The organism is Bartonella vinsonii subsp. berkhoffii ATCC 51672, assembly GCF_902825225.1.
In the GTDB taxonomy this organism is placed as follows: domain Bacteria; phylum Pseudomonadota; class Alphaproteobacteria; order Rhizobiales; family Rhizobiaceae; genus Bartonella; species Bartonella berkhoffii.
Genome location: NZ_CADEAK010000003.1, coordinates 80,683 through 106,866 on the forward strand (window position 1 = coordinate 80,683; position 26,184 = coordinate 106,866).

The window sequence follows — 26,184 nt, forward strand, 5'->3', positions numbered from 1 at the left end:
TAAAGAATAGGTCAGATTCAATAAATCAATTTTTTTATACGCATAAACTTGCTATTTTTGAAGATACGCTGTAGACATCAAACTTTCGTTACCGGCACTTTGGCTGGAGATTGAACGGAGGACTGGAAAGTAACCAGTAGGAAGCGCAATGTTTCCGACCTCCTGTGTCTCCGCTCTCGAATGTCTCGAATTGTAAACGCGTCCTTTCTTCTTTGGATTTCCAAAAAAGACAAGTCGCAGAGGCTTTGCGCTGAAACCGGTAAAATTTAATTGAAGAAAGGCAAAGCAATGGCTCTTTATGAACATATGTTCCTTGCCCGACAGGGCATTGCACCGCAGCAAATTGATGAACTTTTGAGTGTCTACAAAGGTATCATTGAAGCACACGGTGGAAAAGTTGGGCGTGTAGAAAATTGGGGTCTTCGTCCCCTCGCTTATCGTATTCGCAAAAATCGTAAGGCCTATTATGTGCTGGTTAATATCGATGCACCCGCTGCAGCAATTGCTGAAGTTGAACGTCAAATGCGAATCAATGAAGATATTTTGCGTTACATGACTATTCGCGTAGAAAAACATGAAAAAGAGAAGTCTGCTATGCTCTCACGCACTGATCGTAATGGTCATGATGAAGAGCGTCCTCGCTCTGTGCGCCGTCAACGTGAAGATATCATGGAAGGAGTAGAATGATGACTGATATGAATCAAACTGCAGTACGTCGTCCCTTTCATCGTCGTCGCAAAACATGTCCCTTTTCAGGTGCTAATGCCCCTAGAATTGATTATAAAGATATCAAACTGTTGCAGCGCTATATCTCAGAACGCGGGAAAATCGTTCCTTCACGGATTACAGCCGTCAGTCAGAAAAAACAACGTGAATTAGCTAATGCCATCAAGCGTGCTCGTTTTCTAGGCTTACTCCCTTATGTTATAAAGTAAGCTGTCAGTGCACTCTGCAACTGGGGAAACTCCCCAGTTGCTTTTCTGGTATGTTTCAGGAAAACAACTGATTGCCAACTATACGAATAAATATTAAAAGTTGAGGCATTGGAATACCTCTAACTGCAATGAAGGCAGGACAGCGACAAATGAAAAACTTTTATATTCATAAGATGATGACCGGTGTTTTAGCGGGCTTGTTTGCTGTTGTAATAGGAATGGCAATCATGAGCGTCGCAACTGTCGCACCCTATTTTTCTTTTCTTCTTGGTTGCTTTCTTTCATTCCCAATTTTTATTGTTGCGTTTGGACAAGGAACATTAGCTAGCCTCATCGCCCTTATAAGTGCTAGTGTTGTTCTTATCATAACCACTAATATCTATACTGCTCTTAGCTTTATGCTCTTATTCTTCCTTCCTGCTGTCTACGCTTCTTGGCTCCTTGGACTTGCACGATCAACGCAAAAAGAAAACGCACTGATATGGTATCCATTATCATCAGTTATTTTTCATTTAACCAATTTTATCGCTCTTATAGCAACCTTCATCGGGCTTTATGTTCAAACCCGTCCATCCACACCCTTCATTGCAAAAAAAGTTACTGAAAATATCGCCCAAGCTATGCAAAAGGCGCAATCACTAAAAGAAGCTGATATATTCGCTTTTAGTGAGCTTTTAACAACCCATGCTGCAACTTTTACAGCTATTGCTCTGACAATTTATAGCTTGATTTTTCTTATTGGTAACCTTTATTTTTCGATGATAGCAGCACAACATATGAAGTGGCTGAAAAGACCTCGTGATGATTGGAGTAAAACTTTCCGTCTTCCTCTTTCTGGAATTATTATTTTTATTGTTGTTTGTATAGCATCAATGATTGAATTGAGCGCTCCTGTTGATTTGGGCACGCGTACCTTTAGCTCTGCATATACTGTCGTCATATCAATCAGTGGTCTCGCATACCTCCACAATATTACAAAAGGGATCAATGGTCGTGCTATTATACTCTCTCTTGTTTATGTCGCTATTTTAACTGTCGTTTTTGCTCCACCTATTTCTTTCATGATGCTTTTGATGGGTATTTGGGCCGCTATTCAATACAATTTTCAATCACGCAAGAAACTTCACTAAATTTATTTGTTGGAAAGGAAAAACTATGGATATTATTCTACTTGAGCGCATTCCTCGTCTTGGTCAGATGGGTGATATTGTCTCGGTTAAAGATGGTTATGCACGTAATTTTCTCTTGCCTCAAGGTAAAGCTTTACGCGCTAATGAAGCGAATAAAAAACATTTTGAGATACAACGTGCACAACTCGAAGCACGTAATCTCGAACGCAAAAGCGAAGCACAAAAAATTGCTGAAAAACTTGATGGGAAATCGTTTATTGCTGTTCGTTCTGCTGGTGAAACGGGACAACTTTATGGATCTGTATCAACACGTGATATTTCTGAAATCATAACAAATGAAGGCTTTTCTATTGGACGCAATCAGATTGAGTTGAAACATCCAATAAAAACGATCGGTCTCCATACCATCACTTTGAGCTTGCATCCTGAAGTTCAAATTTCTGTAATCCTTAATGTTGCGCGTTCAGCCAGTGAAGCACAACGCCAAGCAGAAGGTGAAACTCTAACCTCTGCTGAAGCAATTTATGATATTCAAAAAGAATCATTAGAAGAAAATCAGGAAGAACCATCAGCAGAAGAAGTGAACGATAATGATGCAAACAGTACCGATAAAGAAGCTTAAGAGCTATTTTTACTCTCTCTTGCATTTTTTCTTTTTCCGTCGTTTGACAACATTGTTATATTATGGAGCATTTAGCCTAAAAGGCTAAACGCTTCATTGTGTTATCGTAAAAACTGAATTCTTATGGAAAAGATCGTTTTCAGCGTAGTGTGTAAAGGAAATCACACAGTTAGAAACACAGTCAGCAAAAACATTCCCATAGGTTGCTTTATTAAAATAAAAACAATTTTAAAGATTCTGCTCTTTATAAAGAGTGCCCTGCATAAAGTGGTAAATTGATTACATCCCCCATCTTATTTGAAATCATTCAAATCATAAAGAAAAATAATTTTACTCACAGCAACATTAAAACTTTAGCATCTCATAACATCAAAAGTGCAATTTGGAAAATTTTTGTATTTAAAATAAAATATAAAGGAATAGCTTGTATATAAACTATACACAGATGATAAACTGGAAATCAACGAGAACCTAAAAAATTGAAAGTGTGATTTTAACTTAAAATGAAGATTTGTTCCTCTATCCTTTTTAGGTACAATGTTCGATCGATTTTCTAAAGTAGCTAAACGCGAAATTTTAGTGGAAAAAACTGTTATGGAAGAAACAAGCGTCGTTAATTTTAGCTCTTCACAAAAAGAAGATTCCCCTTCTTTCCAGCAACTTCCGCATAATATTGAAGCTGAACAAGCGTTGCTTGGAGCACTTCTCATCAACAATGATGCTCATGATCGTGTTGTAGATTTTCTAAAGCCAGATCATTTTTTTGAACCATTGCATCAAAAAATCTACGCTGTTTTATCTCATCTTATTGAAAAAGGAAAAGTTGCAGATCCAGTTACTATCAAGCCTTTTATTCCAGCTGATGAAAAAATTGGAGATATCAACGTATACACTTACGTTGTTCGTTTGACAAAAGAAGCAGTAACAATTATTAATACTGAAGATTATGGACGAGTCATCTATGATCTTTTTATCCGTCGTTCTTTGATTAATCTTGGAACTCAAGTTGTCAATACAGCTTTTGATGCTCCTGTGGAACTTACGCCTTCCCAACAAATTGAAACTGTTGAACAACATTTGTTTGAATTGGCTGAAAAAGGTAAATATGGAGGAGGATTTGAAAATTTCAATGAAGCTGTCAAAAAAGCTATTGACATGGCAAGTGCTGCCAAAAAGCGTTCTTCACAGTTATCAGGGATAGCAACTCATATTAAGACACTTGATGAAAAAATGGGAGGATTACAAGCATCTGACCTTATTATCCTTGCTGGACGCCCTGGCATGGGGAAAACTTCACTTGCTACCAATATTGCTTTTAACATTGCCAATGCTTGTAATCGTGATTCTAAAACACAGGAAAATGAAGGAGGCATCGTTGGTTTTTTCTCGCTTGAAATGTCCTCAGAACAGCTTGCAACCCGTATTATTTCCGAACAAACAGAGGTTTCTTCTTCTGATATCCGACGGGGGAATATTTCAGAAGAACAATTTTCTAAAATCATCCGTGCAATGAAACGCTTACAAAAAGCACCGCTTTATATAGATCAAACGGGTGGTATATCAATCACGCAATTGGCTGCCCGTGCACGTCGTCTCAAAAGGCAACATGGTTTGGACGTTTTAATTATTGACTATATCCAGCTTATGACAAGCAATTCAAGGCGTTCCTCTGAAAATCGTGTTCAAGAGATTACAGAAATCACAACAGGATTAAAAGCATTAGCGAAAGAATTGAATATTCCCATCATTGCTCTTTCACAACTTTCGCGCCAAGTTGAAAATCGAACTGACAAACGCCCACAACTCTCAGATTTACGTGAATCTGGTTCTATTGAGCAAGACGCCGACATCGTACTTTTTGTCTATCGTGAAGAATATTATCTCAAAAATGAAGAACCAAAGATAGGCACTCTTGAATATGAAAAGTGGCAAAATATAATGGACAAAGCTTTTGGGAAAGCTGACGTTATTGTTGCAAAACAACGCCATGGACCAACAGGAACTGTTCATCTTGCCTTTCAGTCTGATTTCACACGTTTTAGCGATCTAGCAGACAGTGATTATCTTCCAGAACAAATTGGGTAAATTACCATGGCACGCAGCCGTATTCAATTTATCTGCCAAAATTGTGGAACCATCTATTCACGTTGGGCTGGGAAGTGTAGTTCGTGTGGAGAATGGAATTCCCTTATCGAAGAAAATGAAAATAGTGGCATTGGCGGTGGTCCTACACAAAATTTCCGTAAAGGACGTATTGTCGCACTCACATCTCTTTCTGGAGATCTTAAAGATGCTCCACGTATCCATTCTGGCATTGCTGAGCTTGATCGTGTTACCGGTGGCGGCTTTGTCCGTGGATCAGCATTACTTGTTGGTGGAGATCCAGGTATTGGAAAATCAACATTGCTTACGCAAACAGCAGCTGCTTTATCGCGAAAAGGACATAATGTCATTTATGTTTCAGGCGAAGAAGCACTTGCTCAAATCTGTTTACGTGCTCAAAGGCTTAGTGCAGCCAATACAGAGGTAAAACTCGCTGCTGAAACGAATGTTGAAGATATTCTTGCCACCTTAAGCGAGCATAAAAACCTTGATATAGTTATTATTGATTCCATTCAAACCCTCTGGTCAGATGCTGCTGATTCAGCACCAGGAACTGTCACACAAGTGCGCATCGGTGCTCAAGCAATGATCCGCTTTGCAAAAAAAACAGGAGCAACTGTTGTTCTTGTCGGGCATGTTACAAAAGATGGACAAATTGCTGGTCCCCGTGTTGTTGAACATATGGTTGATGCTGTTCTTTATTTTGAAGGTGAAGGCGGTCATCATTATCGAATCCTTAGAACTGTAAAAAACCGCTTCGGGCCAACAGATGAAATTGGCATTTTTGAAATGTCTGATAAGGGATTACAAGAAGTCATTAATCCATCTGAACTTTTTTTAGGTGAACGAAATGAAAAAGCACCAGGCGCGGCTGTTTTTGCAGGAATGGAAGGAACACGCCCTATATTAGTAGAAATTCAAGCGCTTGTTGCTCCCTCTTCCCTTGGAACACCACGACGCGCTGTCGTGGGATGGGATGGAAATCGCCTTTCAATGATTCTTGCTGTTCTAGAGGCCCATTGCGGTGTTCGCTTTGGACAACATGATGTTTATCTTAACGTTGCAGGTGGATATCGCATAACAGAGCCAGCAGCTGATTTAGCTGTTGCAGCAGCTTTGGTTTCCTCTCTCGCAAACATTCCCCTTCCAACAGATTATGTCTATTTTGGTGAAATTAGCCTTTCAGGAGCTACTCGTGCTGTTGCACATTCAGCACAACGCATCAATGAAGCAAAAAAACTTGGCTTTCAAGGGGCCTTTCAACCTATTACAACAAACGAAACGATGAAAACGCTCCATTTTCAACAAAAAACATTCTCTGACCTTCCTGAACTGGTTGCCGCTATTACTGCTAGTAAAAAACGGTCTGCACCACACGCGTGATAATAGAGAAAAAACTCTACAAAATACAAAAGATCCCTGCTATAAGAATAAAAATGGCATAACTAGAAATGTATGTATATTCATTAAAAAAACACAACTTTATGTATAAGGAACAAACAAATGGTCATAACAGTCCTTGATGGAATTGTCGTAGCAATCATCCTGTTGTCCGCTTTTCTCGCTATGCTTCGAGGGTTTTCACGCGAGGTGCTATCGTTGGTTTCTTGGGCAATAGCAGCTGTTGCTACACTATTTTTATTCAAACCTTTCTTACCCTTCTTTGAGCAATATCTTTCTAATAAAATGATTGCATTGATCACAACATTGATCACCATTTTTATTGTTGTTCTTATTATTACTTCCATCATTACCATGAAAATCTCTGATTTTATTATTGATAGTCGAATTGGTATTCTTGACCGCACTATCGGTTTTGTTTTTGGGGCATTCCGAGGGGTATTTATCATGGTCATCGGCATGCTCCTTATTAATGCGCTTATTAAACCCGAAAACCAAGCTCACTGGTTAAAAAATGCAACAACAAAACCCATCTTAGATTCATGGGGACATAAGGTTTTAGAAATACTTCCTAAAAATCTCGATACTGTCCTCGAAAAAGCAGAAAAGATGTTTAAAAAAGACGATACTCATACACAGGATAACCACTCTCATGAAAAAGCAATTCGGCAAAATGGGGAATAATTTGTTATGGGAAAAAGTTCAAAATAACATGTGAAGGATGAGTAATCATTCTTTATATTACAACTGAAAGAATATGATGACAAAAGGCAATATTTCCTGTCAGGATTTTTTATTGGATGACGATACCCTTCATGAAGAATGTGGAGTTTTTGGTATTCTTGGTCATGAAGATGCAGTAACATTAACAGCTCTCGGGCTTCATGCACTTCAACATCGTGGGCAAGAAGCGGCTGGAATTGTTTCTTACCATAATAAAATGTTTCATCAAGAAAAGCATCTAGGTCTTGTGGGTGATCACTATACAAACCCCGCAACACTTGCCCGTTTACCAGGTAATCGTGCCATTGGACACACGCGTTACTCAACAACTGGAGAAATAGCATTACGAAACGTTCAGCCTCTTTTTGCTGAATTAAAAGCTGGAGGGATTGCTATTGCCCATAATGGCAATCTCACAAATGGTCTTACACTACGCCGCGAACTCATTGCTTCAGGTGCCATCTGTCAATCAACATCAGATTCAGAGGTTTTTCTCCATCTCATTGCCCGTTCACGTTATGAATCGTCATCTGATCGTTTTGTTGATGCTATTCGAAAAGTAGAAGGTGGATATGCCATGTTGGCGCTTACACGTACAAAGCTTATTGCTGCACGCGATCCAACAGGAATTCGTCCTCTTGTAATGGGAGAACTTGACAGTAAACCAATCTTTTGTTCCGAAACCTGTGCTCTTGATATTATCGGAGCAAAATATGTTCGTGATGTTAAAAATGGCGAAATTATCATATGTGAAATACAAAAAAATGGGGAAATTACTAAAAAAATCATAAATTCAGAGAATCAAAAACCAGAAAAACTTTGTCTTTTTGAATATGTTTATTTTGCGCGTCCTGATTCAATTGTTGGAGGACGCAATGTTTATACGGTACGTAAAAATATGGGAATCCATTTGGCGCAGGAAGCACCCTGTGAAGGTGATGTTGTGGTTCCTGTTCCTGATGGTGGAACACCCGCTGCAATCGGCTATGCACAGGAAATTGGAATTCCCTTTGAGCTTGGGATTATTCGTAATCACTATGTTGGTCGCACTTTTATCGAACCAACACAACAAATTCGTGCTTTTGGAGTCAAATTAAAACATTCCGCAAACCGTTCTGTCATCAAAGGAAAACGCGTTATTCTGGTTGATGACTCCATTGTGCGTGGTACAACATCCCTCAAAATTGTGCGAATGCTCCGTGATGCAGGCGCAAAAGAAGTTCATATGCGCATTTCTAGCCCTATGATTTTCTATCCTGATTTTTATGGCATTGATACACCTGAAGTTGAAAGCCTATTAGCTAATCAATATCCAGACTTAAAATCTATGTGCAATTTTGTTGGAGCTGACTCATTACAATTTCTCTCAACGGATGGTCTCTATCTTGCTGTAGCGGGGGAAAAACGAAATAATACGGATCCACAATTTACTGACCATTATTTTACCGGACATTATCCTACACATCTGGTTGATCAAGAAAGTATCCCCAAAATTCATCAATCTTCTGTTCTTAAAACAAGAGATTAATGATGACACAATTTGATTTTAGTCTCTCTGGTCGTGTTGCACTTGTTACCGGTGCTTCAAAAGGTATTGGCTACCATTTAGCGTTAGAACTCGCGAAACGTGGTGCTCATATTATCGCCCTTGCACGAACAGTGCGTGATCTTACTGAGCTTGACAACGAAATCCGAGAAAAAGGTGCATGTGCAACACTCGTCCCACTTGACTTACATCATATGGAAAACATTGATACTCTAAGTGTTTCAATTGCTAAACGCTGGAAAAAACTTGATATTATGGTCGCAAGTGCAGGAATTCTTGGTACGCTCTCACCAATAGCTCATATAGAGAATACGGTCTTTGAAGATGTTTTTCAAATAAACCTTATCAGCCAATGGCGCTTAATGAAAGCCGTTGAACATTTATTGCGTCAATCTGATGCTGGACGAGCGATTCTATTATCCTCAAGTGTTGCTCATATTGCACGTGCTTTCTGGGGACCTTATGCAGCCTCTAAAGCTGCTTTAGAAATCATTGCTCGCTGCTGGGCGGAAGAACTCAAACAAACCCCTATCAAAATTAATTGTGTTGACCCCGGTGCCACACGGACTGCTATGCGAGCACAAGCCATGCCTGGTGAAGATCCTCAAACACTGCCCTCACCGCAAGAAGTTGCAGCAAAGATAGCACATTTATCCTCACCCGATTTAAAGGAAACAGGAAAACTCTTTAACGTCCGTAAAAATCGGTTTATGGATTATCATGCACCTGATTGATTATAGAAAAATAGAGATAACCAACCTGAATAGAAATTTCTCTCTGCTTCTACTCTTCTTTCCCAAAATATAAAGTTTATGATTCTTCGCACTTTTCAGCATTGGTCTTTTTTTCTTCCAAAGTAACTCGTTTATTATAAGCAATAAAACTACAAGGGAGAAAAATCATATAGCAAACAGCTGTAACTAATAATGTATACCATGTGTAAGTTGCAAGAAAACCTACATAAATAACAATACCCAGCATGCACGGTACAACGATATCACGCCTTAAATTTTGATCAATTGTTTTTGCATTCCATACTGGTAAACGGCTGACCAAAAGAAAAGCAATGACCACAGTATAAAAGCTAAAAAATAATGCCCAACTCCAACTTGGGACCAAACCAAGAGCTCCTAAATACATAGGTAATAAAAGCAGTAACGCCCCTGCTGGCGCAGGAACACCAATAAAATAATTCGCCTGCCATTTTGGTATATCCTTGTTATCCAACATCACATTAAAACGCGCTAATCGCAAACAACAAGCAACACAATAGACAAGTGCCGCCACCCAACCAACTTGGTGTGCTTGTTCTAAAATAAAGGAATATACAATAAGCGCAGGTGCAACACCAAAATTAATCACATCAGCAAGAGAATCCATCTGTGCTCCAAAAGATGAACTGCCATCCATCAAACGGGCGATGCGGCCATCTGCACCATCTAGAATTGCTGCAAAAAGCACCATTAAAATAGCGGCCTCATAACGATGCTCAAAAGCCAAACGAATACTGCTCATCCCTGCGCAAATTGCCAAAATAGTGATAATATTGGGGATGACATATCGCATCGGTGTAGGTGAACGCCACCGATTTGCGCCGTCATCCTGCTGCCCATCAGGATTAAATGAAGAAAAGAGCGAAAAAATTTTCATTGTTCATCCTAATCGAATCTAAAACCAGTTGTCTCACTCTGATCATCAAAAGAACCTAAAACTGTTTCTCCCGCAATTGCTGTTTGGCCAACTGCAACACGCAATTGCACTTCCGTTGGTATATAAATATCAAGGCGAGAACCAAAACGAATTAACCCAAATCGTTCTCCAGCAGTCACAGAATCATTTTCTTTTGACCAGCAAACAATCCGGCGTGCAACCAACCCAGCTATCTGCACCATACCAATTTTACCATGCTTGCTATCAATCACCATCCCATTACGTTCATTAAACTGACTCGCCTTATCAAGTTCAGCATTGATAAAGCGCCCTGGGCGATAAACTATAGATTCTACTATTCCACTTATGGGAATACGGTTGATGTGGCACGAAAAAATATCCATAAACACGGAAACACGGATCATTTCTTCTTGACCTAATCCCAATTCTTTAGGTGGAACACACGGTTTAACAAATGATATACGCCCATCAGCAGGAGATATAACCAAATTTGAATTTAAAGGAACCACACGATCTGGATCACGGAAAAAGTATATACACCATACAGTAAGAATAAGACCACACCAAAAAAAAGGATTCCATATCCAACCAAGAATGAGCGAAATAATAAAAAACGCTACAATAAAAGGATAACCTTCTTTATGAATCGGCACAAAGCTATTATGGATAGATTGTAGAATACTCATATAATTTCCTATTCATAGTATAACTTAACAAGATATCAATCTTTTTGTTCCCCTTTGTTTTTTTTTGTGTACTTAATCATTCACTCCCTATAAAGTTATAGATAGCATTTGCACAGCTTATTTTTTACGATTAACGACACCTATCTCATCTTCTTCACGCATTTTACGTAATTTCTCTTCAGCTTGCGATGCTTCAAGCTGCTTATTCCACATTGAAGCATAGAGACCTTTTTTCCGTAAAAGCTGTACATGTGTCCCATTTTCAATAATACGTCCATTTTTAAGAACCAAAATTTCATCAGCATTGATAACAGTAGAAAGACGATGAGCAATGATCAATGTCGTACGCCCACGGCTTACGATATCCAGTGCTTGTTGAATTTCCTGTTCTGTTGCCGTATCAAGAGCTGCTGTTGCTTCATCCAGAATAAGAAGGGGGGGAGCTTTCAACAATGTCCGCGCAATAGCTACACGTTGTTTTTCACCACCTGATAATTTAAGTCCACGTTCACCTACCATAGACTGAAAGCCTTCCGGAAGCATTTCAATAAATTTTGATATCTGTGCCATTTCAGCAGCTTTGCGCATCTCTTCCTCTATAGCAGTTGGACGCCCATAGCAAATGTTATATGCAATTGTATCATTAAATAACACCGTATCCTGTGGTACCATACCGATAGCTTCACGTAAACTTTTTTGCGTTACGTCACGGATATCTTGTCCATCAATTGTGATAGAGCCTGCATCAACATCGTAAAACCGGAAAAGTAATCGAGAAATAGTTGATTTACCAGCACCTGATGGACCAACAATTGCAACCGTTTTGCCTCCAGGGACTTCAAAATTAATGTCTTTGAGAATTGGGCGAGCTGGATCATAGGAAAATTTTACCTGATGAAAACGAATGGTACCATCACGCACCATCAATGGTTTAGCATCTGATTTATCAAAAATCTCCTGCTGAACGTCTAAAAGATCAAACATGGCTTCAATATCAGTTAATCCTTGTCGCACATCACGATAAATTGAACCAATAAAATTCAGCGGAATAGAAAGCTGTATTAAAAGCGCATTAATAAAAACAAAATCCCCCAAAGTTTGTGTATTATGAAAAACTTCGTAAGCTGACATTACCATCAGAATAGTCATTCCAATACCAAAAATAAGAGCCTGACCAAAATTAAGCCAGCTTAAGGATGTCCAAATTTTCGTTGCTGCTTTTTCATAATTTTCCATAGAAGAATCAAAGCGACGTGCTTCTAGAGTTTCATTACAAAAATATTTGACTGTTTCAAAATTTAAAAGAGAATCAACAGCACGCGTATTGGCTTCAGTATCTGCCATATTCATGTTCTGCCGAATACGAATGCGCAAATCACTTGCCTTAATTGTAAACCAAGTATACAATCCCACCATGATGATAACTATGAACAAATAACACCAACCATAGTTGATATAAAATACAAATGCTGTCAAAATAAATTCTAAAACCGTTGGTACTGTGTTCAGAATTGAAAATCGCACAATAGCTTCAATTCCCTTTGTCCCACGCTCAATCACACGAGAAAGACCACCAGTTCGCCTTTGCAAATGAAATCGCAAAGATAATTCATGAACATGCATGAAGGTTTTATAAGCTAATTGGCGGATAGCATGTTGACCAACCGTTGCAAATAGAGAATCACGTAATTGATTTAATGCAGCTTGAACAATACGTACAACGTTATATGCCAAGACGAGCATAAGAGGAATAACGCAACCGGATGACGTCCACATAGAGAATTTAGAACTTACATCAAGAGTATCTGTAGCATATTTAAAGAAATACGGTACAGATATGAGAAACAGCTTGGCTAAAACAAGATAAAATATCGCCCATAGCACACGCATTTTCAGATCGCGGCGATCTGTTGGCCACATATAAGGCCATAAATTGTAGAGTGTGCGCAAAGTCTGTCCTGTATCTGACGATACGGTTTTTATCATTTCATTCTGTTTCATAAAGCACTTATTTCTTTATCATCCACTCCAAAAGCACGATAATATCCCCCGTAGCCACTACAGTTTCTATCCTCTTACCATACGCTTCTTGTAAATATACATATTAGCACTTAAAGTTAGACTGTTTTTGAAAAAGGGACAAGAAATAATCCCCCATAAGATTTATTATTTTGGTCTATATTCTCATACCATTCCGCCGCAAATAAATTCTCAGCCTTTACATGCTTTTTGTCCAGTTCTGCTTGAAGCCATTTCTTTGATTTACCAATTTCTTTAAGCCCCTTCTTAAGAATTTCCCCATTTTGTACTACAATAATAGACTTCTTCCCTTCTTCCTTTTTAATAACAGAACAATCACCATTGTTTTCCAAACGAACAAAAGCGGCTTCATGTAAACTACAGCCTTTAATACGCAACATCGTTATCAGTTCATTCACGCTGATGCCTAAATTTTTAATTTCATCCATTTGAAACACACCATCTAAAACCAATGGGATATTTTGCCCAGCAATGAGACGACGAAAAAAAACTGAATAGCGTGTTAAAAAATTAAGAGATGCGATCAAGGTTTGCCAAATGAATAACACAAGCAACAATTGAACACTGCTAACTTCCGGACTATAAATAATGCCTCCAATGATACTTCCCATCACAAAATTGCTTACTAAATCAACAGGTGTCATTTGGCTAAGACCTCCACGCCCCGTTGTTCTTAAAATGAAGAGGAAAGCGATAAGACCTACAACCAATTTAAGTGTGACATATCCGTAATGATATAAAAATTCCATCAAACTGTCTCCCATGTTACGGAAGCTGCGAGAATATCGGAATTATCAGCGTTTTATCTCCCACACGGTTACACGCTCGCCAGTCTGTGGGTCTTTACTGTCTTTTAAAATAACCCCCTCGGCTGCAAGCGCATCACGAACTCTATCCGCAGCTGCCCACTCTTTATTATGGATAAGCTGTAGCCTTTCGGCAATGCGTTGATCGATAAATTTTTCATCAAGGGAAGTTTTTTTCATAAATAATGGGCACTCTGCGTCTCTAATCCACTCTTGGCGCAATAACCCAAATAAATTCATCCCATTTGCGAGAGTTACAGCATCACCTACTTTATAGAATTGTCGTAAAAGAGCAAAGGCATTCGGCGTGTTAAGATCATCACTTAATGCGTTTATCAAAAAGCTATCAAGAGCTTCATTCTTCTCCATACAACCCCTTTCACTACGAAGCAATTCATACCAACGATAGAGTTCATTACTAGAGTGTACTAAACGCTGAGCTGTCCAATTTAATGGTTCACGATAATGGGTTTGTAACATCGAAAAGCGGGCAGACAAACCAGCCCAATTTTGCTTCATTTCATTTGTTAAAACATCATTGTGTGCAAAAAAATCATTTTCTAAAACAGAATGAATAGTAATGAAATTGCCAAGGCTTTTAGACATTTTTTTGCCTTCAACCTGCAAAAAACCATTATGCATCCAAAGATTAGCCATTCGCTCTGTTCCAAAAGCTGAACAACTTTGTGCAATCTCATTTTCATGGTGCGGAAAAATCAAATCAAGTCCACCACCATGAATATCAAAAATATTCGCTGTAGGATCATCACAGCTTAAACCACCGCCATAGGGTTCTAGCAACTTTGCCATCGACATTGCAGAACATTCAATATGCCACCCTGGACGACCTAAAACAGGAATTCCTGCTGGTGATGTCCAACCTGGTTCTCCCTCCATAGAGGGCTTCCATAAAACAAAATCCATCTCTTCCTTTTTATAAGCAGCAACATCGACACGCGCTCCCGCTCTCATTTCCTCTAATGAGCGCCTTGCAAATGCCCCATAAGAGGGCTGTTTTTTTATGCTGCTTACAGAAAATAATATATGATTTTCCGCTCTATAAGCGTGTCCTTTTTCAAGCAATCGTTCAATCAAAGAGCGCATCGCTTCTAAATGATCTGTTGCACGCGGTTGGCTGGTTGGCAATAAACAACCAAGTGCTTGTGTGTCTTGTTGAAACTGAAAATAGGTACGCTCCGTCAAGCGGCGAATAGCTTCGTTAAGTGCTAGCTCTGGATATTCGTAAGCTGCTCGTGTATTAATTTTATCATCTACATCTGTAATATTACGTGCGTATATCACGTGATCTTTACCATAGATATGGCGCAATAAACGAAATAACATGTCAAAAACAATGACTGGGCGTGCGTTACCTATATGGGCATAATCGTAAACCGTTGGTCCGCAAACATAAAGACGTACTCTCGTTGCATCTATCGGTGTAAAAATTTCTTTTTTACGTGTTAGCGTGTTATAAAAACGCAACTCTTTCATTATTATACTCCGTTAAACGATATTACTCGCCGCTTTTCAAAGTGAATTTTATTTAAAATCATTGCATTATGCGGTTTTAAGTTAAAACTTTCGTATATCTTATCTAAAATTCTTACAGTGAGCCTATTGTATCGAGGCTGTCCCCATCATTTGTCAAAAAACAATCCACTCTATTGGATTGGATTAAAACATCCTATCAATAAAAACTCTATTTTTCTTGATGAAAAAACTGCTCTAGAAGAAAATCTAGAACGCGCTATACAGCGTAAAATCATACGAAAAACAGATTGCGTACAAAAATCTGAAATTTCTAAAGACACAAAGCTTCGTCAAAATTTTTACTATCTTCATGATGCTTTCCTTACTCCCTTTCATGCCCTACATTTTACAACATGCCCGCTCTTGGTAATGATGTGCAAACTATTTTTGTCTTCACCTTGTAACCTATATTCTATGACAAAGCCATTTCATCCGCGATTGTATTCCCAAAAAGCTTTATTAAAAAGGAGCAATAAACAATGCGTACTCTGATAAAAATTGTTTTTTTTATATCTTTTTTAGCTTTAACATCAACTTTTGCGCAACAATCGCCACCCTATGAGACGAAATTACTACGACTATCAGAAATTCTAGGATCCCTCCATTACCTACAAAATCTTTGTAGTACTCCAACAAACCAATGGTATAATTACATGAGTGCACTGATTGAAGCAGAACAACCCATGCCACAAAGACGTGCTTATTTTTATGAAGCATTTAATGAAGCATACCGAGCTTTTTCAGAAAATTATCATCATTGTACACAATCAGCAATTGAAGCAAATCAAAGATATATTCAGGAAGGAAGAGCTTTATCTGAAAACCTTCTCATGCATTATACTTCTCATGCATTATAATAATCAACCTGTACAAAAAGTACCAAACCTTTGATTTGAACCATATCAATAACAATACTCTCAACAATGAATAGAGTTATAAACTGTCTCTGATATCAATATGACAACTTTTGGAGAATAAACCCTCAAGATATTTTTATTTTCCTATGACAAAACCACAACAAGCGTTTTTTTACAAAGTAAGTCATTCCATAACCCCCATCTGTTTTATCTAGTTACACCAGAGCTTCTAGAAATTTAACAGGTTCACCTTGCGAAGGGGTCACGATTTCTCCTTCCCACATAACACGCATTCCTCGAATAATGGTCCCAACAGGCCAACCCTTAACTTTTTTACCATCATAAGGTGTCCAACCTGCGCGTGAACCAATCAAAGTATTCGTAATCACTTCTTCTCGCTTAAGATCAACAATGGTCAAGTCTGCATCATATCCAACAGCAAGGCGCCCTTTACAGCTTATACCAAAAACGCGACTAGGACCATGTGACGTGAGATCAACAAAACGTTCAAGGGATATCTTTCCCGCATTGACATGTGTTAGCATAATTGCCGCTGTTGTTTGCACTCCTGTCATCCCTGAAGGTGAAGCAGGATAAGATTTGCGCTTTTCTTCAAGCGTATGAGGAGCATGATCAGAACCTAATACATCAACAATACCCTGCTGAACACCATACCAGAGAGATTCACAGTGTCGACTTTCGCGAATTGGTGGATTCATTTGAATCAATGTACCAAATCGCTGATAATCATCAGAGGTTAAAGTCAAATGATGCTGCGTAACTTCAATTGTTGCAATATCCTTATGATATTTTAAAAACTCAATTTCTTCTACTGTAGAAAGATGTAACACGTGGATGCGTGACTTTGTTTCATGGGCAATTTTTACTAAACGTTGTGTACATTTCAATGCTGCAACCTCATCACGCCAAACTGGATGTGATGATGCATCCCCTTCAATACGCAACATTTTACGTTCTCTAAGCCTTGTCTCATCTTCGGAATGAAAAGCTGCACGACGGCGTGTGTTCTGCAAAATAAGACGCACACTTTCATCATCATCCACCAAAAGATCACCGGTAGAAGATCCCATGAAAACTTTTATTCCAGCAGCACCAGGAAGTTTTTCTAACTCAGCCAATTCATGTGCATTTTCACGTGTTCCTCCAATCCAAAATGCAAAATCACAATGCATCCGGTGAAATCCACGTTTTACCTTATCATTCAAAGCTTCTTCCGTAGTGGTTAATGGAGTGGTATTAGGCATTTCAAAGACTGCCGTAACTCCCCCTAACACCGCAGAATAAGAACCACTTTCCAAATCTTCTTTATGTTCATTGCCCGGCTCCCGAAAATGAACTTGGCTATCGATGATACCCGGCAAAATATGAAGCCCTGTACAATCAACAACCTCCCCAGCAGTGGCATATGCAAGATCACCAATTTCAGCAATACGGCCATTTGTAATACCAATATCACGCTTGCTACTTCCATCATGATTTACAAGTGTTGCACCTTTAAAAATTGTATCAAATGTTTTAAACATAGCCGTACTCCTCTCACATATTCCCTCTTTGATCGATTAGGTAACTTTGAGCAAAAAAGCAAGAACCATGATTGAAAAACAAAATACCATTCGCTTTAAAAACCGTAGCATTATTAAAGTTATAGGTGAAGAAGCAACAGATTTTCTGCAATCTCTCATCACAACAGATGTAACAAAAATCGGCTTACAAGAAATTTTTCCTGGAGCCCTCTTATCTCCACAAGGAAAAGTTATTGCTGATTTTCTTATCGGGAAAATAGAAGACGGCTATCTGATCGATATTGTTGCCTCTTTCGCTGATATCCTCCAAAAGCGCCTTCTCTTTTACAAATTGCGGAGAAAAGTGGAAATTACAGAACCATTACAAGAAGTTGTTACAGTCTTTTTGAACCCTGAAAGAATTTCCTCAGAGTATGATTCAAGTTTTATTGATAAACGCTTTCCACAAAAAGAAAAAATAACGCGAATCTATGGAAATACCCCCCTTTTCGCTTCAGAAGATCACCATAACTGGAATCGTTTGCGTATCCGTTATGCAATCGCCGAAAGTGGTCAAGACTATGAAATAGGAAAAGTCTTTCCTCATGATATTAATTATGATCAAATTGGTGGATTAGCCTCTAATAAAGGCTGCTATATAGGGCAAGAAGTGGTTTCACGAATGCATCACCGTCGTGCAGCACGTCGCCGCATTTTAATCGTCAAAAGTCAGCATGAATTAACTTCAGGTTCCAACGTTGAAGCAGAAACAAAAATACTTGGTTGTTTGGGAACATGTGTTGCAAATGAAGCTTTGGCTTTAATGCGTATTGACCATGTCAAAGATGCTATGGACAGAGGTATTGCGTTGACAGTAAAAAATGCTTCTGTCACCATAAGCATTGCCGAAAATATGAACTTTACCTTTCCTGAAAACACTGTGGAAACTTAACGCATGGCTAAAGCTGAATTATCAAAAAATGGAGAAGCGCGTGCTTGGCAAAGAATGCTTTCTGGTCGACGACTTGATCTACTAAATCCTTCTCCTTTTGATGTGGAAATCGAAGATATTGCCCATGGGCTCGCCCGTGTTGCACGCTGGAACGGTCAAACACGAGGAGAGCATGCCTATTCTGTTGCACAACATTCCCTTTTGGTAGAACAAATATTTCAGAAGCTTTTTCCGCAATCTTGTTGCAATGATTGTCTATGTGCTCTTCTTCATGATGCACCAGAATATGTCATCGGTGATATGATTTCACCTTTTAAAGCTGTCATCGGAAAACAATATGAGCTTATCGAAAAACGTATACAAGATGCTATCCATATACGCTTTTCTCTCCCTGTTTCCCCTTCTCAAAAGCTCTTAAAAAAAATCAAGCAAGCCGATCGTATTGCTGCATTTTACGAAGCGATTACACTTGCTGGCTTCAATACAGAAGAAGCTCTTCGTTATTTTGGAAATCCAAATAATATTTTACCCGACGATCTCGATTTGCACCCCTCTTCTACACAACAAATTGAAAATGCCTTTTTAATCCGTTTTCTTCACCTTGATATGCAAAGATCATCCTAATACTCTCCTTGCATAGTTCACCCTTTAATCGTTTTAGTGAAAAATGCCTATATGAGATTGTCACCCTCTTCTCTTAATACCTCTTTGAATGCCATTATAAAAAGAATATCCCTCTCTCCTATTCATTATCTTGTAAATATTTCATACTCTAAAATCTCTGTTTTTAGAATAAACTGTAGCTTAGGAACAACAAAAGCGAAGAATATTAAGCCCAAAGATTTTCATAAAATATACTTACAATGAGGTCCTCGTAATTTTATGTGTTCATTGGTTTCCGATAATATCATTGCAATAGCATACAAAAAAATACCGTTCAAATTGAATACAGACAAAGAACATATGAAAAAAGAGACTTTCATTTTCCAAAGTTTTAACAACAAAGACTCTCTTGTAAAACCTTTGTATGAAAGTGGATTTTATTTAAGTTTATAAACTTCCGCATCAGCTGGGAAAACACGTGATTTGACATCTTCTGCATAACTCTTGATTGCTGTCTCCATTGCTTGCTCAAGGGCACCATAGCGGCGCACAAATTTAGGTACCCAAGCGCCATAACCCAACATATCTTCCATCACCAATATCTGCCCATCACATTGACTAGATGCTCCAATGCCAATCGTCGGAATAGAAAGGATCTCCGTAAGCTTTACCGCTAATGGTTCTACGACTCCCTCTACAACAACAGCAAAGGCACCTGCTTTTTCAACCGCTGCTGCGTCTTCTTCAATCTGTTGCCAATTCCTTTCATCACGTCCTTGCGTCTTAAAACCACCAAAACGATTTACTGCCTGTGGTGTAAGACCAATATGGCTCATAACGGGAATACCGCGTTTACACAAAAAATCAATCGTTTCTGCCATATAAACGCCACCTTCAAGCTTAATTGCACCACACCCTGTTTCTGCAAGAATATGTGAGGCATTAGAAAAAGCTTGTTCTGGACTTTCTTCATAAGAACCAAAAGGCATATCAACAACCACTAATGCTCTCTTAGACCCACGCATCACTGCCTGCCCATGCAAAATCATCATATCCACACTCACAGGGAGCGTTGTCTCAAACCCATGCACGACCATACCAACACTATCACCAACCAAAAGCAAATCGCAATATGGATCAGCAATTCGCGCACTATAAGCTTGATAAGCTGTTAAAGACACAATCGGTTCTTGTCCTTTTCTTGACCTTATATCAGAAGCAGCCATACGTTTTATGGTTTTCTGTGCACTCATCTTTTCAGCCTTTCTCTTGCAAGATATATTGATCCAGAAGTCTCACCTCACCAAAACGGGCAGTGAGTAATAAAACCGCAGGTTTTTCCAACTTCCCCTTCACTACCGATAAAGTTTCCATATCCCGTAAATCTACTGATTCAATAATCGCACGCGATTCCTGCTGTAAAATATTGCGGACAGTTTTACATAATTTATCAACCGATCGTTCACCTTGGTGATAAAGCCTTTCCGCAGCTTTACCGCTTTCAGGAATAATTTTTGCAGCTTGGCGATCTTCTAAGGTTAAAAGCTGATTCCGTGAAGAACTTGCCACTCCATCTGCTTCACGTAAAATAGGGACTCCAATAATTTCAATAGGAAAAGCCAAATCTTCAACCATACGACGAATGATCAAAATTTGTTGAAAATCTTTTTCCCCAAAAAAAGCCTTATCTGGCTGAACAATATTAAAAAGTTTAGCAACGACACTAGTCACACCACAAAAATGTCCTGGACGTAATTTTCCCATCAAAATACGTGATAATTTTTCTACTTTCACAATTGTGTCATTTCCCTGTGGCCACATTTCTTCCACAGAAGGTGCAAAAACATATTCAACACCTGCTTTTTTCAACAAAGCACAATCACCCATCAAATCTCTTGGATATTGATCAAAATTCTCATTGGGGCCAAACTGCTTTGGATTGACAAAAATAGAAACCAATATGCGATCACACATGGCCTTTGCTTGCTGCACTAATGCAAGATGACCTTTATGCAGTGCCCCCATGGTTGGCACAAAACCAATAGAGTGCCCTAAACGTCTTTCTTCTGCGAGAAAGCAGCGTACCTCGGCAATTGTTTTCAAGATTTTCATCTTCACATTCTCTTCATTTTATCAAATCTGCACATTCATGTTTGCATACGAAATCGCCGTTCAAACAATTGTATCAACTTCATGCGCACCGATGGTTGCTTCATATCTCGTGGTTCCCAAACATGACGCATTAAAAAAAAACCCGTTAAAATAAAACCATTTAATATGTCATTAAAATCAACAGGACGAACCGTTCTTTGCACGAGAAACTGTGGTAAAATTAAAAGCTTTTCTTTCCAAGGAGAGCCAGCTTCTTCGCATACAGCACGTCCTGATTTTGGTGATACATAGCAGAGCCTTTCCTGACGACCTGTTGCAGCACAACGAGATAAATCGAGGCCAAAACCCAGTTCTTCAAGAAGCCGCATTTCAAAACGTACAAGTAATTCAGCGTTCACAAACGTTTCTTCAAAATTTTGCATAAAAAGATGTAAAATATCATATAAAATGGGATGCGGATCACGCTCAGGAAGAAGACGTAAATGAAAAGCTATTAACTGCAAAGCATAAAGTGCATCCGGTAAGACTATTAATTGCGCAGCATGTAAGTCAAGCGCTTCAACCCGAAAAAGCCCCAAATGTTCATCTAAACGCGCCCACCATTCGGCTTCAACAAAATTTCCAGGTTGCAGAAGAGCCGCCATACGACGAGACCGCCCCCCTTTTACCACCCCCATATAGCGACCATGCAGACGTGTCATAATTTCAAGAATAACACTTGTTTCACCATATTGGCGTGTACCAAGGATAATGGCCTGCTCTTTCCATTTCATTTTATTTTAAAAAATCTAATCCCATTTCGCGGTAACGTTCTGGATCAGTATCCCAATTATCACGCACTTTTACGAAGAGAAAAAGATGAACCTTCTGGTCCATAATTTCCATTAATTCCTTACGTGCAGCCTGACCAATCGCTTTAATTGTATCCCCTTTTGCTCCTAAAACAATTTTTTTCTGACTCTCACGCTCTACATAAATAACTTGATTAATTTTAACTGAACCATCCGAACGCTCTTCCCAGTTTTCTGTTTCAACTGTTGAGGAATAAGGCAGTTCATCATGGAGGCGAAGAAAAAGTTTTTCACGCGTAATTTCAGCAGCGAGATGACGCATGGGCATATCTGAAATTTGATCCTCTGGATAATACCATGGCCCCTCCTGCATCATTGCACTTAATCCATGAAGCAAATCCTTGCAACCAGAACCGTTTAAAGCCGAAATCATAAATGTCTGCACAAATGGCACACGCTCATTAATTTGAGTGGTTAATGCTAAAAGGGATGACTTAACAACTGTATCAACCTTATTAAGAACCAGAATCTTATCCTGTTTAATATTTTTTGCAATATCCAACATCTTATAGACATCATCCGAAAGACCACTTTGAACATCAATCAAAACTAAAAGAATATCAGCACTCTTAGCACTTCCCCAAGCAGCAGACACCATTGCGCGTTCTAATCGCTTATGAGGATGAAAAACACCTGGTGTGTCAATCAACACAATTTGCGTATTATCATGAATGACAATACCACGGATTAAAGTGCGTGTTGTTTGTACTTTATGCGTTACAATTGAAACTTTTGTTCCCACCAACTGATTAACTAATGTTGACTTGCCAGCATTCGGCATCCCAATAAGCACAACAAAACCAGAACGCGTTTTCATAACGTCATCCATGATCACTTTTTCCTATTGCTTTCCATATACCCTCTCGTCGTAAAATTTTCTCAGCTGCCATTCTCTCAGCATATCTTTTAGAACTACCCCGCCCGATCTCTGGAGCAAAACCAGAAATGCTTACCTCTACCATAAAAACAGGATCATGATCTGGACCAGAACGTTTTATAACCCGATAATATGGTTGGGCGTTGCTCTGTATATGAGCCCATTCCTGTAACGCCGTCTTGGCATCACGTCGACCAGCATCCATTTGTTTCGCCCGATCTTTCCAATATCTTTGAATAAAAGGCCGAACACTCTCCAATCCTCCCTCTAGATACATCACAGCAATCAAAGCTTCTATTACATCGGCATGCATATTGATGTGTCGACGCCCTTCGAAGTTTTTCATCTCAAAACCAACACGAATCATATCAGGCAAACCCATTTCTTGTGCAATATCGGCACATGTCTGCGCATTGACCAGACCATTTAAACGTACCGATAATTCACCTTCACTTGCCTGCGGAAAAAATTGATACAGCATCTCTGCAATCAAAAGTCCTAGAACCCGATCACCTAAAAATTCGAGTCTTTCATAATTCCCTTGTTCCGAATCTTGTACACTCGAATGTGTTAACGCTCTTTTTAATTTCTCTTCATTTCTAAAACGATGTCCCGTCAGTTTTTCAAGCTGGTCAATTACTGGACGTTTCATTACTGATTCCTTGCTTAACAAGCGGCAAATCATGAACAGTATTGATAAAAGAAAACAAACGACTCCAACGCACATCAAATGGCCAGCGCCAAATCTGCCAAGCACTTGAACCATTACTGATAGAGAAAAAAATCACGCTCGCTCGACCAATAAGATTTTCTTCGGGAACATAGCCTACATCCAGACGACTATCATCTGAATTATCACGGTTATCACCCATCATAAAATAATGTCCTAATGGAACTTCAAAGACTTTTGTGTCATCAACTTGCGGAATAAAAGCTAAATCAAGTGTATCGTAGCGAACACCATTAGGCATTGTTTCGCGATACACATCAACAGGGTCATTAACCTCTGTTATATCAGAATTATCAATCTTCCCCATAAAATGACGTGGAACAGCCTTACCATTAATATAAAGAACACTTTGACGAACTTGTATACGATCACCTGGTAGCCCAACAACACGTTTTATATAGTCAATATCGGGATTGCTCGGTAAACGAAAAACGACAACATCTCCACGATTCGGTTGTGATGCCCAAATACGTCCCGAAAAAAGAGGAGGAGAAAAAGGTATAGAAAAACGAGAATATCCATAAGCATATTTGGAAACAAATAGATAATCTCCTACAAGTAAAGTAGGACGCATTGAACCAGAAGGAATACTAAAAGGCTGGAAAAAAAGCGTACGAATAAGTGCTGCTAAAAAAAGGGCTTGTATCAAAACCAAAATAAATTCAAGAATTCCGCCTTTTTCTTTCTTTTTATGCATTTTCTCTTTCTGAATCATTACAGACTACCTTCTCATGACAGATATAATTCATTTTTTATCATAATGTCCAAATAACAAAAGTACAATCTCCCACGATATCTATTCTATCCACGCGGAAATGCTTCGATAATAACAAATGCCTGCGCCCAAGGAAAATCATCTGTTATGCTCAGATGAATGACAGCTTCATAATCGGGAGGCAATAACTTTTGTAACTGCATTTGCGCACGATTTGTGAGTTTCATGACTGGTTTGCCAGACGGTAAGTTGACCACTCCCATGTCTTTCCAACTCACACCACAAGAAATTCCAGTCCCCAAAGCCTTAGCACATGCTTCTTTAGCAGCAAATCTTTTGGCATAAGAAGAAGATCTTTTGGAGAGAATTTCAGATTTGCTCTGCTCAATATCAGTAAAAATACGTTGAATAAAACGATCCCCATAACGAATCAACATTCTTTCAATGCGTCTTATATCAATGAGATCATTTCCAAGACCAATAATCATAAGATATTACCCGATTTTTTTGCCATAAGCGCTTTTTTTATAATCTTTTGATATCGTTTTTTTTGAAAACGGGCAATTGCTCTGTAAACGCCTATATAAGATAAGCTGCCCAAAATAAAACCTAAAAGGATACCACCTAAAATCATTGGTCTCATGATTGAGTCCCATGTCCCCTTAAAAAGCAGAGATATATTTGACAGCGTCAAACCCTCAAACAAAACACGAATTTGAGAAAGAGAAATCTCATCTACATTGCTAAAAAGCGATAAACAGAAATAGCCTACCTTATAATCAGCCATAACAATCAGCAAAAATGTAAGTGGGTTAGAAAAAGCTGTCCCGATAATTGCTGCAGCAAAATTTCCGCGTAAAATCCAAGAAAAAAATATTGCTAAAACAATATGCATCCCAAAGAGAGGAGAACAAGCTAAAAAAATACCGATAGCAAACCCCAACGCAACTTTATGTGGCGTCGCTGAGATACGCAAAATACGTTTACGTATATAGTGAAATGAGCGAGAGAATGAACGACGTGGCCATAACCAAAGTCGAATACGCTTTACAAAATCTACCGGTTCTCTACGACGAAAAAGCATTTGACTCTCTATATACATCTTGTGACAATGAAATAATCCACATGGTTCAAATTAATTTCTCCAAGATTTTGTAAAAAAAAATAGAAAGACAATTAAATATTTCGACTTCCTGGCTTAACCGCTGGGAGCATGGCAAGTTCAGCAGGGAGTGCATCACTAGCATAAGATGCTATCTCGTATTCAGCAAGAGCAATCAACGGAACCCCAACATCAACCTTACCGCCAGAACGATCAAAGATACATGCACTCGCCAACACATCTGCTCCTGCTGCCACCAGAGCCTCAACCGTCTCACGAATGGAAAGGCCTGTTGTTACAATATCTTCAACAATCACAACACGGGCATCCTGCTTGATTTCAAAACGACGCAATTCAAATACACCATTTACACGCTCTACCCAAAGGGAGGGAATACCAAGGTGACGCGAAGTTTCGTACGAAGGAATAAGCCCACCAATCGCTGGACCAACCACATAATCAATTTTTCCCTCAATAGATTTTTTGATTTTCTCAGCCAACCCACGGCATAACTTCTCCGTCAAGTCAGCATGCATAAATACTTTCGCCTTCTGCATATAAGTAGCGCTATGGCGGCCTGATGTTAAAATAAAATGTCCTTCCAAAATAGCATCTGCTTGTTTAAAAATATCAATCACATCTTGTGTATTCATCGTTAAATCTCTC

Annotated in this window: 27 protein-coding genes; 12 read left to right on the top strand and 15 right to left on the bottom strand. The window is 39.0% G+C overall.

All coding sequences use genetic code 11. The annotated features are described in order from the left end of the window. Positions 1-288: 288 nt before the first annotated feature. The 9 genes from rpsF to J7R10_RS02320 all read left to right on the top strand — a co-directional run bounded on the left by rpsF (position 289) and on the right by J7R10_RS02320 (position 9,194). Positions 289-687 carry a 30S ribosomal protein S6 gene (gene rpsF / locus J7R10_RS02280; RefSeq protein WP_208436377.1) on the top strand — a complete coding sequence of 133 codons (399 nt, stop codon included), beginning with the start codon at positions 289-291 and terminating at the stop codon, positions 685-687. After that, on the top strand, positions 687-935 hold the full coding sequence (gene rpsR / locus J7R10_RS02285) for a 30S ribosomal protein S18 (RefSeq protein WP_010705021.1): 249 nt from the start codon (positions 687-689) through the stop codon (positions 933-935). The genes rpsF and rpsR overlap by 1 nt, the downstream gene beginning before the upstream one ends. Before the next feature lie 149 nt (positions 936-1,084). Beyond that, on the top strand, positions 1,085-2,065 hold the full coding sequence (locus J7R10_RS02290; protein ID WP_010705020.1) for a DUF2232 domain-containing protein: 981 nt from the start codon (positions 1,085-1,087) through the stop codon (positions 2,063-2,065). Between the two features lie 25 nt (positions 2,066-2,090). Next, positions 2,091-2,687 (top strand): 50S ribosomal protein L9, encoded by a 597-nt coding sequence (gene rplI, locus J7R10_RS02295; RefSeq protein ID WP_010705019.1) that lies wholly within the window; start codon positions 2,091-2,093, stop codon positions 2,685-2,687. A 594-nt stretch (positions 2,688-3,281) separates the two neighbouring features. Further along, complete coding sequence (locus J7R10_RS02300; protein WP_010705018.1) at positions 3,282-4,772, top strand: replicative DNA helicase; 1,491 nt, start codon at positions 3,282-3,284, stop codon at positions 4,770-4,772. 6 nt (positions 4,773-4,778) lie between these two features. Then, positions 4,779-6,173 carry a DNA repair protein RadA gene (gene radA, locus J7R10_RS02305; RefSeq protein WP_010705017.1) on the top strand — a complete coding sequence of 465 codons (1,395 nt, stop codon included), beginning with the start codon at positions 4,779-4,781 and terminating at the stop codon, positions 6,171-6,173. 120 nt (positions 6,174-6,293) lie between these two features. Further along, on the top strand, positions 6,294-6,875 hold the full coding sequence (locus tag J7R10_RS02310) for a CvpA family protein (RefSeq protein WP_010705016.1): 582 nt from the start codon (positions 6,294-6,296) through the stop codon (positions 6,873-6,875). Positions 6,876-6,948: 73 nt separating this feature from the next. After that, on the top strand, positions 6,949-8,442 hold the full coding sequence (gene purF / locus J7R10_RS02315) for an amidophosphoribosyltransferase (protein WP_010705015.1): 1,494 nt from the start codon (positions 6,949-6,951) through the stop codon (positions 8,440-8,442). A 2-nt stretch (positions 8,443-8,444) separates the two neighbouring features. Continuing rightward, positions 8,445-9,194: an SDR family NAD(P)-dependent oxidoreductase gene (locus J7R10_RS02320; protein ID WP_010705014.1), complete on the top strand. Its 750-nt coding sequence runs from the start codon at positions 8,445-8,447 to the stop codon at positions 9,192-9,194. A 76-nt stretch (positions 9,195-9,270) separates the two neighbouring features. On the opposite strand, the gene pssA is transcribed toward J7R10_RS02320, so the two are convergent. The 5 genes from pssA to cysS all read right to left on the bottom strand — a co-directional run bounded on the left by pssA (position 9,271) and on the right by cysS (position 15,157). After that, positions 9,271-10,110, bottom strand: coding sequence for a CDP-diacylglycerol--serine O-phosphatidyltransferase (gene pssA / locus J7R10_RS02325; protein WP_010705013.1), 840 nt, complete (start codon positions 10,108-10,110; stop codon positions 9,271-9,273). 8 nt (positions 10,111-10,118) lie between these two features. Next, on the bottom strand, positions 10,119-10,817 hold the full coding sequence (locus tag J7R10_RS02330; protein WP_010705012.1) for a phosphatidylserine decarboxylase: 699 nt from the start codon (positions 10,815-10,817) through the stop codon (positions 10,119-10,121). A gap of 117 nt (positions 10,818-10,934) precedes the next feature. Then, positions 10,935-12,818 (bottom strand): ABCB family ABC transporter ATP-binding protein/permease, encoded by a 1,884-nt coding sequence (locus J7R10_RS02335; protein WP_010705011.1) that lies wholly within the window; start codon positions 12,816-12,818, stop codon positions 10,935-10,937. Positions 12,819-12,934: 116 nt separating this feature from the next. Then, a complete protein-coding gene (locus tag J7R10_RS02340) occupies positions 12,935-13,606 on the bottom strand; it encodes a DUF421 domain-containing protein (RefSeq protein WP_010705010.1) in 672 nt (223 codons plus the stop codon). Positions 13,607-13,651: 45 nt separating this feature from the next. Next, on the bottom strand, positions 13,652-15,157 hold the full coding sequence (gene cysS, locus J7R10_RS02345; RefSeq protein ID WP_010705009.1) for a cysteine--tRNA ligase: 1,506 nt from the start codon (positions 15,155-15,157) through the stop codon (positions 13,652-13,654). 518 nt (positions 15,158-15,675) lie between these two features. Here cysS and J7R10_RS02350 point away from each other — a divergent pair. Continuing rightward, positions 15,676-16,053 carry a TIGR02301 family protein gene (locus tag J7R10_RS02350; RefSeq protein ID WP_010705008.1) on the top strand — a complete coding sequence of 126 codons (378 nt, stop codon included), beginning with the start codon at positions 15,676-15,678 and terminating at the stop codon, positions 16,051-16,053. 215 nt (positions 16,054-16,268) lie between these two features. Here the strand turns inward: J7R10_RS02350 and J7R10_RS02355 are convergent, their stop codons facing one another. Further along, entirely contained in the window at positions 16,269-17,597 is a 1,329-nt protein-coding gene (locus J7R10_RS02355; RefSeq protein WP_010705007.1) for a dihydroorotase, read from the bottom strand. Positions 17,598-17,664: 67 nt separating this feature from the next. Between J7R10_RS02355 and ygfZ the strand changes: the two genes are divergently transcribed. Both ygfZ and J7R10_RS02365 read left to right on the top strand, forming a co-directional pair. Then, positions 17,665-18,528: a CAF17-like 4Fe-4S cluster assembly/insertion protein YgfZ gene (ygfZ, locus tag J7R10_RS02360; protein WP_010705006.1), complete on the top strand. Its 864-nt coding sequence runs from the start codon at positions 17,665-17,667 to the stop codon at positions 18,526-18,528. Positions 18,529-18,531: 3 nt separating this feature from the next. Further along, positions 18,532-19,152, top strand: a complete 621-nt coding sequence (locus tag J7R10_RS02365) for a YfbR-like 5'-deoxynucleotidase (RefSeq protein WP_010705005.1) — start codon at positions 18,532-18,534, stop codon at positions 19,150-19,152. A gap of 416 nt (positions 19,153-19,568) precedes the next feature. Here the strand turns inward: J7R10_RS02365 and panB are convergent, their stop codons facing one another. The 9 genes from panB to pyrE all read right to left on the bottom strand — a co-directional run bounded on the left by panB (position 19,569) and on the right by pyrE (position 26,171). Beyond that, positions 19,569-20,384, bottom strand: coding sequence for a 3-methyl-2-oxobutanoate hydroxymethyltransferase (panB, locus tag J7R10_RS02370; protein WP_010705004.1), 816 nt, complete (start codon positions 20,382-20,384; stop codon positions 19,569-19,571). A gap of 4 nt (positions 20,385-20,388) precedes the next feature. Then, a complete protein-coding gene (gene panC, locus J7R10_RS02375) occupies positions 20,389-21,243 on the bottom strand; it encodes a pantoate--beta-alanine ligase (RefSeq protein ID WP_010705003.1) in 855 nt (284 codons plus the stop codon). 35 nt (positions 21,244-21,278) lie between these two features. Continuing rightward, positions 21,279-22,016, bottom strand: a complete 738-nt coding sequence (gene recO, locus J7R10_RS02380; protein WP_010705002.1) for a DNA repair protein RecO — start codon at positions 22,014-22,016, stop codon at positions 21,279-21,281. 1 nt (position 22,017) lies between these two features. Next, the gene (era, locus tag J7R10_RS02385; protein WP_010705001.1) at positions 22,018-22,923 is read right to left on the bottom strand and encodes a GTPase Era; all 906 of its coding nucleotides are present in this window, start codon (positions 22,921-22,923) and stop codon (positions 22,018-22,020) included. After that, positions 22,916-23,623: a ribonuclease III gene (gene rnc, locus J7R10_RS02390; protein ID WP_010705000.1), complete on the bottom strand. Its 708-nt coding sequence runs from the start codon at positions 23,621-23,623 to the stop codon at positions 22,916-22,918. The genes era and rnc overlap by 8 nt, the downstream gene beginning before the upstream one ends. Further along, the gene (gene lepB, locus J7R10_RS02395) at positions 23,604-24,416 is read right to left on the bottom strand and encodes a signal peptidase I (protein WP_010704999.1); all 813 of its coding nucleotides are present in this window, start codon (positions 24,414-24,416) and stop codon (positions 23,604-23,606) included. Before lepB ends, rnc begins: the two co-directional genes overlap by 20 nt. An 86-nt stretch (positions 24,417-24,502) precedes the next feature. Then, positions 24,503-24,904 carry a holo-ACP synthase gene (gene acpS / locus J7R10_RS02400; RefSeq protein WP_010704998.1) on the bottom strand — a complete coding sequence of 134 codons (402 nt, stop codon included), beginning with the start codon at positions 24,902-24,904 and terminating at the stop codon, positions 24,503-24,505. Then, positions 24,901-25,500, bottom strand: a complete 600-nt coding sequence (locus J7R10_RS02405) for a DUF2062 domain-containing protein (RefSeq protein ID WP_010704997.1) — start codon at positions 25,498-25,500, stop codon at positions 24,901-24,903. Before J7R10_RS02405 ends, acpS begins: the two co-directional genes overlap by 4 nt. 92 nt (positions 25,501-25,592) lie before the next feature. Next, a complete protein-coding gene (pyrE, locus tag J7R10_RS02410; RefSeq protein WP_010704996.1) occupies positions 25,593-26,171 on the bottom strand; it encodes an orotate phosphoribosyltransferase in 579 nt (192 codons plus the stop codon). Between the last annotated feature and the right edge of the window lie 13 nt (positions 26,172-26,184).